The sequence below is a fragment of the Psychrobacter sp. 1Y6 genome (genome assembly GCF_052258385.2).
Lineage (GTDB): Bacteria > Pseudomonadota > Gammaproteobacteria > Pseudomonadales > Moraxellaceae > Psychrobacter.
Genome location: NZ_JBQQEW020000001.1, coordinates 791,822 through 804,349 on the forward strand (window position 1 = coordinate 791,822; position 12,528 = coordinate 804,349).

Genomic DNA, 12,528 nt, shown 5'->3' on the forward strand with positions numbered 1-12,528 from the left:
CGATTACGAGTATTCAGTCTCGATACTTTGATAAATTGCTACTTTGTCTAAAACACTCATACTGAATACGATGTTACCCAATTACTTTATTTGAATTTTTTATCAACCCACTGATATTTTATCGTGGTTCCTACAAATTTATAGGCACCATGACGAGTTTTATTTATGAACGATACCACCCGTACTACCAAAGATGAGTCTTATGATGTCGAAACTGATGTTGAGTCCAACACGCCACTGACACCGCAACGCGCGCATTTACAATTAGCGATTGATGGCATGACTTGTCAGGCCTGCGCTTCAAGGATTGAGAAGGTGCTTAGCAAAAAGCCTTCGGTGTACGAGGTAAGTGTGAGTTTTGCTGGCGAGACCGCCAATGTTGATTATGATCCGACCCAAACGACGCCTGAACAGGTGACAGAGTGGGTAAATAAAACAGGCTTTGTGGCCAATGTGCAGGCAGCCGATAGCTTATTTGCTCAGACTGACGAAGATACCGCCACTCAATACCCATGGCGTTTGATCGGATTATGGGTTTGTTTGGTGCCATTTTTAGTGGGTATGGCAGGTATGTTGACGGGTTCTGGTATGGCGTGGATGCCGCCAGTCTGGGTGCAATTTATTTTAGCGACCATAGTACAGTTTGGCTTGGCGCTACCGTTTTATAAGAGCGCATGGGCATCTATAAAAGGTGGCCTTGCCAATATGGATGTACTGGTGGTCATTGGTACCGTGACGATATGGGCATATTCGACTTATCTATGGCTCACGCACGGCGATGGTACTTTAAACAGTCTATTGCAAAGTGGGCATCTGGGCGGACACGGTGCTGGTAACAGCCCAGCCGTATATTTTGAAGCAGGGGTGATGGTCATTGCCTTTGTACGTACAGGTAAATATCTTGAGGAACGTACCAAGAAGCACAGCCTAAACAGTATTGATTTATTATTGTCATTGACACCTGATGAAGTAGAGCAGCAGCAGCCAAATGGTGAATTTCATAATATTGCGTTGTCTGATGTACAAGTAGGTGACATCCTACGTGCAAAGCAAGGCAGCCGCGTCGCTACAGATGGTACCGTCATAGAAGGCAGCGGTTGGTGCGTGGAGAGTCATTTAACTGGCGAGTCGGTAGCTCTCAAAAAAGAACAAGGTGATGGATTGCTGGCAGGCGCTTTGGTAGAGAATGGCAGTCTGCTCTATCGTGTGAGTGCCAAGGGTAGTGATACTAAGCTTGGTGATATGGTACAAGCGTTGAGTGATGCACAAGGCTCAAAAGCCAATCTAGCGCGTCTCGCGGATCGAGTAACGGCTATTTTTGTTCCCGTGGTAGTTACGATTGCATTGATTACTTTTGTCGTCACATGGTGGCTAACAGGTATGGTTGATACTGCACTAATGCACGCGGTATCGGTATTGGTCATTGCTTGTCCTTGTGCGCTTGGTTTGGCCACGCCAGCGGCGATCATGGCTGGTATGGGCATTGCTGCACGTCATGGTGTTTGGTTTAAGGATGCGCAAAGTCTTGAGGCAGCAGGTAATATCGATACGGTAGTGCTTGATAAAACAGGCACATTGACCATTGGCAAGCCTACTATCGTCGATCATGTCATGGTGGATAAGTCGCTTGCTGTGGACGATGTATTGCAGATTGCGGCCAGTGTCGAAGCGCACGCCAGTCATCCATTAGCAACTGCCCTCGTCAATACGGCTAAAGAACATCAACTGTCTCTATTTAATGTGAACGATATCAGTGTGATAAAAGGCGCTGGTATACAAGCAAATATCGAAGGGCTTGGGCTGATAAAAGTTGGGACAGCAGAGTTTGCGAACTTGACGCTGCCTAAACTGATGCCAAAAGTATGGCAAATTGCGAGCACTGTTGCGATTAGTATCAATGATGAGCCACTAGGTGCGTTTGCACTAGCCGATGACTTAAAGGCAGATACGCCGCAAGCAATCGCTGCACTACAAGATGCGGGTATTAATGTGATTCTGATGAGTGGTGATAAGCAGTCCGTCGTCGATCATGTAGCAGGGCAGTTGGGTATTGATAAGGCTTATGGCAAGATGAGCCCACGTGACAAGGCCAGTCAAATTGCACTATTGCAAACTGCTGGTCATAAGGTAGCGATGGCAGGAGACGGCGTCAACGATGCGCCAGCGATGGCTACTGCCGATGCCAGCTTTGCGATGTTTGAGGGAACTGATGTCGCTCAGCATAGTGCCTCTGCACGGCTAATGGGTGAGTCGCTCATGCATATCGATGCGGCACAAAAAATCGCTCAAGCAACGCTACGCAATATCAAGCAAAATCTGTTTTTTGCCTTTATTTACAACTGTCTTTGTATTCCGCTTGCTGCGTTTGGGTTTTTGAATCCGATGATTGCTGCCGCTGCTATGGCACTTAGCTCCATCTCAGTACTTATGAATGCACTACGATTGACACGGTTTAAGACAGAGGTTGAGCTAGATAATACGATATCTACCTCTCATACAGATAAAAAGCATTTAGCAAAAGGATAGCTATCATATTTGCTAAATGCTTCTATAAATATAAAACAGATAGCCATCGCATATATGTATCTCTAAGATTGTTTTTATGACGGCAAGTCGGTGTAAGATAAGGGAAGTTTGGTAAAATATATGCTATGATGCCAAGCACTATAGCCGACTATTAATCTACTTGATACCCCTCTAATTGCTAGGCAACGATAGCCGCAAGATAGAAAGGTATAAAGGGTTTTTAGGGTTACGCGCTATATGATATTTTGCTTTATCTTTTTTGTATGCTAGCTGCCGTTATTTATCTCACAAACTTGGCATGACCAAAGGAATTAACAGACATTATGTACGCTGAAGAAACCAACAACGTCACCGCAATTAAAGACATTCGCGCTCGTGAAATTTTAGACTCGCGCGGTAACCCAACTATCGAAGCCGATGTCATTTTAGCTGACGGTACTGTCGGCCGTGCTGCTGCTCCAAGTGGCGCATCAACAGGCTCACGTGAAGCGCTTGAGCTACGTGATGGCGACAAAACCCGCTTTATGGGTAAAGGCGTCAAAAAAGCCGTTTCTAATGTCAATAGTCAAATCCGCAGTGCCTTGATTGACAAAGATGTGACTGAGCAACAGGCCATTGATGATGCCATGATTGCGCTAGATGGTACAGAAAACAAAGAAAGCTTGGGTGCTAATGCCATGCTAGCTGTGTCACTTGCTACGGCCAAAGCGGCAGCCAAGTCACAGAATTTGCCATTACATCAATACATTGCCAATCTACGTAATCAAACGTCGTTGACCATGCCTGTGCCGATGATGAACATCTTGAACGGTGGTGAGCACGCGGACAACACAGTTGATATCCAAGAGTTTATGATTGAGCCTGTGGGCTTCACTAGCTTTTCAGAAGCGCTGCGTGCTGGTACAGAGATTTTTCATAGCTTAAAGTCTGTATTAAAATCACAGGGTCTCAACACTGCCGTTGGTGACGAAGGTGGTTTTGCACCGAACCTGCGTAGCAACGAAGAAGCCATTACGGTTATCATGCAAGCGATTGAACAAGTCGGCTACAAAGCTGGTGAAGATATTCATCTTGCGCTAGATTGTGCAGCTAGTGAGTTTTACAAAAACGGTCAATACGTTTTGGCAGGCGAAGGTAATAAAGCCTTTGATAGCCAAGGGTTCTCAGACTACCTAGTTGGGCTGGCACGTCAGTATCCTATTATCTCTATCGAAGATGGTCTTGATGAGTCAGATTGGGATGGCTGGAAATATTTGACCGAGCAGATTGGCGATAAAGTTCAATTGGTTGGTGATGATTTGTTTGTGACCAATCCTGCGATCTTGCAAGAAGGTATTGATAAGCACATTGCCAATGCTATTTTGATTAAATTCAACCAAATTGGCACTTTGTCAGAAACACTAGATGCGATTTATATGGCTAAGAAAAATGGCTATGCAACCATCATTTCGCATCGTTCAGGTGAAACTGAAGACAGCACCATTGCAGATTTGGCAGTTGGTACAGCGGCTGGCCAGATCAAAACTGGCTCACTCTGCCGTTCAGACCGTGTAGCGAAGTATAATCAATTGCTACGTATCGAGCAGCAAGTACGCGCAAGCTATCGTGGCCGTAAAGAGTTTATCGGTCTACGTGGTTAAGAGTTTGACTGGCTCTTTGGCGTATAATATACGTTAAGTAATATACGCTAAAAAGCCTAAACTCATCAGCTGAAGTCAATATTTAGGCGATATATAATCATTTGTATATCGCCTAATCAGCTTAAAATTTACTATCCTCTTTTATACCGTTTGGCGTTATCACCTTATGAAATATTTTAGCCAATTTATACTACTTGCTTTAGCCGTTGCAGTGCTTTTAGGACTGCAATATCAGTATTGGTTGGGTGAAAATGGCCGATTTGAGCATAATAAGTTGACAGCTCAAATCGAAGAGCAACAACGCTTGAATGACAATCAAGTTGCAGCAAACAACTTACTACGCACCGATGTTCAAGATTTAAAAACGGGACTTGAGGCCGTAGAAGAGCATGCTCGCTTAGATTTAGGTTTAATCAAACCCAATGAGACTTTTGTCCAAGTATCCACCGCACCAACCACGCACAGCAACTAGTAGCTTTATAAATACACTAGCTTTAACGAATACACTAATTTTTACGACATGAATTAATTTTCATGATGCAGCATCATAATGTTGTTATCTGACACCATTCATCACACTTAACACCTGCTTTATTCCTCTTTACATATACTGTCATGGGCTCAAACCATGAGTACACTACTATGAATACAACCCCTAATATACATGCTATGATCGTCGCAGCTGGTCGCGGCAGCCGTTTTGGTGCGTCTATTGCCAAGCAATATACAATGCTAGAAGGTCAGACGCTATTGCAGCATAGCGTGGCACGACTTGCTTATAGCGATTACATTGATAAGTGTCTATTGGTCATATCAGCCGATGACAGCACGGCTCAACAATTAGAGTTTGCACTTCCTGTACGATATGCAGTCGGCGGAGCAGAGCGTTGGCAGTCAGTACAAGCAGGCGTTGAAGCAATTAGTCAGACAGGTGCTGATGATTCAGATTTGGTGCTTATTCACGATGCAGCACGTCCCGCTGTACCGAATGTAGATATCGATCAAGTGATTGAAGCAGCGATGCTGGAGCCTTACGGCGCTATTCTAGCGACACCAGTGGCCGATACGTTAAAAGCTTCCTATCAGCCAGCTATCTCCGCAGAAGAAAGTCGTCCACATTCTTATACCAAATCTACCATTGATCGTAGCAACATGTGGCAAGCACAAACCCCGCAAGTATTCCGCTTAGGTCAATTAAGAAAAGTCCTAAATCATGTGTTTGAACATCAGCTAAGCATCACAGATGAAGCCAGTGCTTTTGAACAACTAGGTTTACCAATACGCTTAGTCTCTGGTAGTCGCCAGAATATAAAACTGACCTATCCTGATGATGCGGTACTGTTAACAGCGATTATGGGGCTTCAGTCTTAGCCTCAATCCTACTTCTGTTAACGAGCATCAGTTTTACTCCTTTTATGCTTAATAATGGTCATGATAAGTATTATGACTTCAGTAGCCACTATATCCTCGTTATACTTTTCTGTACTATTCTAAAAAATTAACTATTACTAAAGCCTATACCAAGAATATATATAATCTACTTTGGAATATAATATGGTTATTACATATGTTTTTTGTGTCTGAGCGGGCCTATATCCAGTAATAGGTTGCTTTAATGACCAAACTAACCTATGATGTAACTAACTTAATACAATTAATATAAAAACTTATAAAATCAATAATATATCAGACCGATTCATTACGCTTAGTTATGTTGTCTCTATATTTTTTCTGAAGTTAGTATGATTGTTTTAGCGACATTTACCTGATAATAGGGAGAAGCTGATTGTCAACAATCAACGATTCAACAAATCCAGTAACGACAGATCTCTGCCAGCTTGTATATATAAGCCGGATTACCTCTACTGGTCTTTCAAGTCCTAGCACGCTTAATGATATCTCAGAGACCGCGGTTGAACGCAATCAAATAGATAATGTCACCGGTATTCTTTGCTATGGCAATGGCTACTTTTTACAGTGTGTTGAGGGATCAGAGCAGGCACTAACCAACCTAAAAAATCGTTTGTTGGTAGATGATCGACATAAAGAATTAAAGATTCTAGATTTTTCTGAAATTACCAAACGTCGTTTTGCCAGTTGGTCATTACGTTCGATTACCCTTGAGCGTTGGATGACTAAAGAGCCTGAGCTTAAAAAGTTAATGCCATTCAAGCCGTATGAGTGGGATTCTAATGAGTGGCAGAAGTTCTTGGACGTGTTGCAGGGCTACTATGAAGAGCAAACGAGAACAGGTAACGTTGATACGCCTCCTGTCAAATACAGCACGTTAGGGGTGACTTTAAGTAAAGTTGTAGGGCAGCATCAGGCGTTCTTTTTAATCCAGACGATATTGGGATTGATGATAGTTGCTACGTTGCTATGGTTGCTGCTGTAATCGATAGATATGAATAAAGTTGCCCATTGAGCCTAGCTATATTTTATAATTAATAAGACAACCAAATAGAAAAAGCCAGCATTCAATTGATGCTGGCTTTTTTATTTAAAAGAATAAGTTGGCTTTTAATGAGAGACATAAAAAAACCCAGTTCATAATTTATTATGAACTGGGTTTTTGGTGGTACGCTTGTTAGTCTAATCTAATGCTAAGCAATAGTGCTAACAAGTGACGCCAAATAGTGGCGTCCCCAGGGGGATTCGAACCCCCGTTACCGCCGTGAAAGGGCGGTGTCCTAGGCCTCTAGACGATGGGGACTAGTAACAACACTTCAACTGCTTTCACCATTTATGCTGAAGTGGTGCGTATTTTAATAGCGTCGGCGCTTCCTGTCAAGCCTTTTTCTACGTCTTTTTAAAATTAAATATCTTTTTTTAATTGCGCGACGAGGATGTAGGTCATTTCGCTTTAAATGATAGCGAATCCATAAAGAAGTACAGGCGCTAATCGTCAATGCAAGCAGCATATAACCGAGAATGGTACCCCATAACTTGAGCTGTGGATCCATAATAAAGTCCCTCCTATTAATCTTGATAATACTTACTATCAAGACAGTGTGAGCAACTTAAACCATCTATAGGATATAACTACATCGCTTAAGAGTGATATTTTATCATCAGACCGTTATTCATATCGAATAAAACAACCACATCTGTAATCAATAAATAGTTCCGTCTATTTATTATGATATCAATCATATCCCTATTGATTGCAAAATCAAGATGTCAAAGTCATCAAGTATTACAAATAGCACTATTATGTATGATTGGCAATATAGGATATGTGACTTATTGACTGTCGCTATCTGCTGACTCTTCTTTCGCGTCTTCATTATGCAGCGCATTGGCTAACATAGGGTAGTTATTCAGTATATGACAGAATAGTTCAGCAGTCTTTTGAGTGTCATACAGAGCTGAGTGAGCATTCTTACCATCAAACTCTAACCCTGCTGCTTTACAAGCACGTGCTAAGACAGTTTGACCAAATGCCAATGCTGATAAGGTGACGGTATCAAATACTGAAAAGTTATGAAATGGATTGTGGTTTTTACTATTGGTTCGTAGCACAGCTGCATTTAAAAAAGCCAAGTCAAAATGGGCATTGTGCCCAATTAAGACACATTGACGGCATTCTTCGTCACGGCGTACGTCTTTTAACCCTTTAAATATGCGGCGCAATGCTGTTTTTTCATCTTCAGCAATGGCTTTGCGCATTGGGTTTTTAGGGTCAATACCGGTAAAGGCAAGCGCACTTGGCTCTAAGTTTGCGCCTTCAAAAGGCTCGATATGAGCGTTAAAAGCTTCACCTGGATAAAATACACCTTGCTCATTCAGTAAGACAGGGATACAGGCAATTTCTAACAGGGCATCGGTCTGGGCGTTGAAGCCTGCTGTTTCCACGTCGACGACGACAGGCAAGAACTTGCGAAAGCGGTCTTTTAAGGCCATAGGCGCTTGCTCATCTGTCGCTGAGGCTGCATCTTTAGGAGAAGTATTTAGAGTAGCATCAAGACTGGCCGATTTAGGGTGTGATAAGTCTTCGTCAGGCAAGGTCGCTATGTTTTGATTGGTCATATAAAGTTAAATCACTTTTATCAGTCGTACTAATATATTGAATAAGAAATAAGCATCCTATGATACTAACTGCACCTTTAGTACAAAAAAATCTACTACAAAGGTATCATCAATATCATAGGATAAAATAATAGGTCATTTATTGGATGCTAAGCTTTGCGGGCGTTAAGCCTTAATTGACCAGGGTAGCGTCTCACCTGCCATTAGGGGCGTCAATGATGCGCCGTCAAAATAAGGATAGTCAGTCGGTACTTGCATAGGCGTGTTGACAAGCGTGATCGTGCTTTCATTTAGAGGTAAGCCGTAGAACTGGGCACCAAAACGACTGGCAAAACCCTCCAGCTTGTCTATTTTTCCAACACTATCAAAGGCGGTCGCATACAAAGGCAGCGCCGTGGCTGCACTATAGCAACCTGCACAGCCACAAGCGGCTTCTTTTTTGTCTGTCGCATGCGGTGCAGAGTCAGTACCTAAGAAAAACTTTGGATTACCACTAGTAGCTACATCTAATAGCACTTTTTGATGGCTTTCACGCTTCAAAATGGGTAAGCAATAAAAATGTGGTTTGATACCACCAACCAAGAGATGATTGCGGTTAAACATTAAATGCTGCGGCGTGATAGTCGCAGCAACATGGTTACCTTGTGACAATACAAAATCTGCCGCATCGCTAGTAGTTATATGCTCTACTACTATTTTCAATGTAGGGAATTTTACGATAATTTGTGCCAGTACTTCATCTAAGAAACGCTTTTCGCGATCAAAGATATCTATATGGTCTTGGGTCACTTCACCATGAATTAGCAATGGCAGGTTGTGCTTTTCTAGTGCTTCAAAGACATCGACGCAGGCATTGATGTTGGTGACGCCGTCTGCGGAGTTGGTAGTTGCTCCAGCAGGGTAGAGTTTGACTGCCTGTACGATACCTGACTGCGCTGCCAACTCGATATCTTGAGCAGTGGTATTATCCGTTAAATATAGAGTCATACGCGGATCAAAAGCTGACTGGCGCTCAAGACTTAAATCACTAGCTGCTAATTGCTCCATGATACGGGCGCGGTAGGCAATCGCATCTTGCGCGTTTTTGACGGGAGGCACAAGGTTAGGCATACAGATGACACGGTTAAAGCTGCTTGCTGCATGAGGTACGGTCGTGCTCAAGGCGAGATCGTCACGCAAATGAATATGCCAGTCATCTGGCTGAAGGATGGTCAATTCTCTAATCGAATCAGTCATAGTGTCAAAGCGCTCTATATCGTCAAATAAAGGAAACAAAAGGGAGTAATACTGTGGGTCTATCATAACAGATTTGCCCACTTGACTAAATATAAGGCTAGATATCTGTACATAATTCATCGAGCTAAGATGAATGTCTTATCTTTAAATGAGGTTTAAATGCTGGTGGCAAAAATGAGGTTGACTAGAATTTAAGTCAAAAGCGCACGCCTTGTGGCAGTTAGACTTTTGCCCATAGTAAATATGATGTACACTGAGCAGGTAATTATCGTTCGACTTGCTTTCGATTTGATCGTCGCCTTTTCTAAAACTATATTTCATAATGGGAGTTCTTCATGGCTCAACTTGATCCAAAAAATATCAATAAAATCGTCTTGGCTTATTCAGGTGGTCTTGATACCTCAATCATCGCTAAATGGCTACAAGAAACTTATGATGCGGAAGTAATCACCTTTACCGCTGATATCGGTCAAGGCGAAGAAGTTGAGCCAGCACGAGCCAAAGCTCAAGCAATGGGTATCAAGCATATTCATATCGAAGATCTGCGCGAAGAGTTCGCTCGTGATTATGTATTCCCTATGTTCCGTGCTAACGCCATTTACGAAGGTGAGTACTTGCTAGGTACGTCTATTGCCCGTCCATTGATTGCCAAGCGTTTGGTTGAGATTGCTAAAGAGCATAACGCCGATGCCATCAGTCATGGTGCGACTGGTAAAGGCAATGACCAAGTTCGTTTTGAGCTAGGTGCAGTCGCCTTATCACCAGACGTAGTAACTATTGCTCCTTGGCGCGAGTGGGATCTATCAAGCCGTGAAAGCTTGATGAAATATGCTGAAGAGCATGATATCGCAATCGATTATGCGGGCAATAAGAAAAAATCTCCTTACTCAATGGATGCTAACTTACTACACATCTCTTATGAAGGCGGTGTCCTAGAAGAACCGTATACTGAAGCAGAAGATGACATGTGGCGCTGGTCTGTCAGCCCAGAAGAAGCACCTGATGAAGCACAGTATCTAGAACTAGAATACGAAAAAGGCGACATCGTTGCTATCGATGGCGAAGCGCTTAAGCCTTATGAAGTCATGATTAAGCTGAACGAAATCGGCGGCAAACATGGTATCGGCCGTTTAGATATCGTTGAAAACCGTTACGTTGGCATGAAGTCACGTGGTTGCTACGAGACGCCAGCGGGCACGATTATGCTAAAAGCGCATCGCGGTATCGAATCACTAACGCTTGATCGTGAAGCTGCCCATTTAAAAGATGAGTTAATGCCACGCTACGCAAAAATCATCTACAATGGCTATTGGTTCAGCCCTGAGCGTATGATGCTACAAGCATTGATTGACAAGTCACAAGAATACGTCAACGGTACTGTACGTGTAAAACTGTATAAAGGTAGCGTGAGCGTCGTCGGCCGTAAATCGGACGATTCATTATTTGATGAAAAAATCGCCACTTTCGAAGATGATGCGGGCGCTTATGATCAAAAAGACGCAGAAGGCTTTATCCGTCTAAATGGCCTACGTTTAGCTATCGAAGCTAGCCGTGGTCGTGATTTATCTAAGTAATTTTTTAGGCTACTTATAGCCAATCCGTAACTTAGATCGCACAACAAAAAAGAGGCTCTATTAATGTAGATCCTCTTTTTTTATGGCTAATAAATGATTGCTAAAACCATCACTTTTAGAATAGCTGTCTTAATAGTAAAGCTTTTTACTCAGTTTTTTCTGTCTCTACAACGTCAGATTCATCTTCGTCTACCATTACGATGGCTACGTCTTGCTGTTGCCGCTCATCAATAGCATCTTGTTCTAATACTTCTTCAGTTTCAAGGATGGCACCGTCAGATTTTTGCGATTGGTATTTTAAGGTAGCGAGCGCACCAAGGACACCAACGACAAGTATGATGATAAGAATGACAGGATTCTTCCATAGTGGTGTAGAAGCCTCATATTTGATGGGCTTTTCACTAGTAGTGGTCGGTGTATTGTCGTTATTGCCACCGATTAGTCCCAAACTCACCAAAGGCGGTTTGGGCGGATTAGCTGGTTCAGAGTTAACACGTAGTCGATTTCGACTGAGATAGATATCTGAGATTTTGGCCAATTGTAGTAGCCAGCGCTGATGCGGTAAGGCAACGGCATGCATCTCCGTAAATACCAGCATATCATTGTGACGACCCTGCTGTAGATTGTCAGGTGAGCGTCCAATGGCTTTTAAGTAATTACCTGTTGCCATTTGCATGTCTTGCACAGGTTCATAGTTTTCAGGTTTGAATCCGGACAGTTCATACCAGTAAGGATCAAAAGGAGGTGGAGTGCTTGATAGCTGCTCAGCATTTAATAACGTACGCTCCGCATTACTCTCTGAGTTGTTCTCTATCGCTTCAACAGTTTCAGTAGTTGATTGGGGCAAGTCACTATTGCTTTCTGTCTCAGCAGATAAGGTATGCGTATGCTCTGGGCTAAAACGTGCCACTGATAAAAACTGTGGTTGTAGCGCAAACCATTTATTGATCTCATCACTGTCTAGTTGACTGTATTCTGTCAGAATAGCCAATTCACGCAGCACAATCACGCATAAAGAGGTGAGTAGAGTTTGAGCCTGCTGCGTCGTTGCATCGATCTTTTCAGCGATATGTTCGCTTGCCTTTATGACACGGGCATTATCGCTAAATACAGCATCTGCTGCATCGTGACGATGGTAGAGTGTGGCGCTAATGGTGGCAAAGTTCATTGAGTTATACTGTCGTAACTCTTTGACAGCACTACGACTAAACAGCTTTTTACTGACTGCCTGTCCTTGATGACGCTGCTGATAGGCGAGCAGCGCACTTATGATGGCTTGTAGACTGGCATCCATCCCTAAGCGAGCTTGCGGTAGAGAGAGCTGTGCCGCATCGGCCAAAAGTGACAGCATAGGCTGGGTATCATGATATAAAAAATCATACATCGACACACGTGTCGGTGAAATAGTCGTCATAATCTGCTAGCATCAAAAAGTGTGCCCCTATATTACGGTGCCAAATGTCTTGATACAATCCCTTGATAATAGAAATTTTCAATCATTTTGCTAATAACCTTAATAGTAA

At 42.9% G+C, this 12,528-nt stretch carries 10 protein-coding genes and 1 tRNA gene; 6 read left to right on the plus strand and 5 right to left on the minus strand.

Going from position 1 to position 12,528, the window contains the following annotated elements; all coding sequences use genetic code 11:
- Positions 1-165 precede the first annotated feature (165 nt).
- The 5 genes from ACTXGF_RS16995 (at position 166) to ACTXGF_RS17015 (ending at position 6,561) form a co-directional block, all read left to right on the plus strand.
- A complete protein-coding gene (locus ACTXGF_RS16995; protein ID WP_443534389.1) occupies positions 166-2,526 on the plus strand; it encodes a heavy metal translocating P-type ATPase in 2,361 nt (786 codons plus the stop codon).
- Between the two features lie 323 nt (positions 2,527-2,849).
- A complete protein-coding gene (eno, locus tag ACTXGF_RS17000) occupies positions 2,850-4,166 on the plus strand; it encodes a phosphopyruvate hydratase (protein WP_443534388.1) in 1,317 nt (438 codons plus the stop codon).
- A gap of 166 nt (positions 4,167-4,332) precedes the next feature.
- Positions 4,333-4,638 (plus strand): FtsB family cell division protein, encoded by a 306-nt coding sequence (locus tag ACTXGF_RS17005; protein ID WP_191114054.1) that lies wholly within the window; start codon positions 4,333-4,335, stop codon positions 4,636-4,638.
- A 170-nt stretch (positions 4,639-4,808) separates the two neighbouring features.
- Positions 4,809-5,537, plus strand: coding sequence for a 2-C-methyl-D-erythritol 4-phosphate cytidylyltransferase (gene ispD, locus ACTXGF_RS17010; RefSeq protein WP_443534385.1), 729 nt, complete (start codon positions 4,809-4,811; stop codon positions 5,535-5,537).
- A 415-nt stretch (positions 5,538-5,952) separates the two neighbouring features.
- Positions 5,953-6,561 (plus strand): BLUF domain-containing protein, encoded by a 609-nt coding sequence (locus tag ACTXGF_RS17015; RefSeq protein ID WP_201608401.1) that lies wholly within the window; start codon positions 5,953-5,955, stop codon positions 6,559-6,561.
- 242 nt (positions 6,562-6,803) lie between these two features.
- Here the strand turns inward: ACTXGF_RS17015 and ACTXGF_RS17020 are convergent.
- The 4 genes from ACTXGF_RS17020 to pyrC all read right to left on the minus strand — a co-directional run bounded on the left by ACTXGF_RS17020 (position 6,804) and on the right by pyrC (position 9,431).
- Positions 6,804-6,879, minus strand: a tRNA-Glu gene (locus ACTXGF_RS17020).
- Positions 6,880-6,931: 52 nt separating this feature from the next.
- Complete coding sequence (locus tag ACTXGF_RS17025; protein ID WP_134292217.1) at positions 6,932-7,129, minus strand: hypothetical protein; 198 nt, start codon at positions 7,127-7,129, stop codon at positions 6,932-6,934.
- Positions 7,130-7,409: 280 nt separating this feature from the next.
- Entirely contained in the window at positions 7,410-8,069 is a 660-nt protein-coding gene (rnt, locus tag ACTXGF_RS17030; protein WP_101206451.1) for a ribonuclease T, read from the minus strand.
- Positions 8,070-8,360: 291 nt separating this feature from the next.
- Positions 8,361-9,431, minus strand: coding sequence for a dihydroorotase (gene pyrC / locus ACTXGF_RS17035; protein WP_443534383.1), 1,071 nt, complete (start codon positions 9,429-9,431; stop codon positions 8,361-8,363).
- A gap of 335 nt (positions 9,432-9,766) precedes the next feature.
- Between pyrC and ACTXGF_RS17040 the strand changes: the two genes are divergently transcribed.
- Positions 9,767-11,005 (plus strand): argininosuccinate synthase, encoded by a 1,239-nt coding sequence (locus tag ACTXGF_RS17040; RefSeq protein WP_057761167.1) that lies wholly within the window; start codon positions 9,767-9,769, stop codon positions 11,003-11,005.
- Positions 11,006-11,150: 145 nt separating this feature from the next.
- Here ACTXGF_RS17040 and ACTXGF_RS17045 read toward each other — a convergent pair whose 3' ends face one another.
- Positions 11,151-12,419: a hypothetical protein gene (locus ACTXGF_RS17045; RefSeq protein WP_443534382.1), complete on the minus strand. Its 1,269-nt coding sequence runs from the start codon at positions 12,417-12,419 to the stop codon at positions 11,151-11,153.
- Positions 12,420-12,528 lie beyond the last annotated feature (109 nt).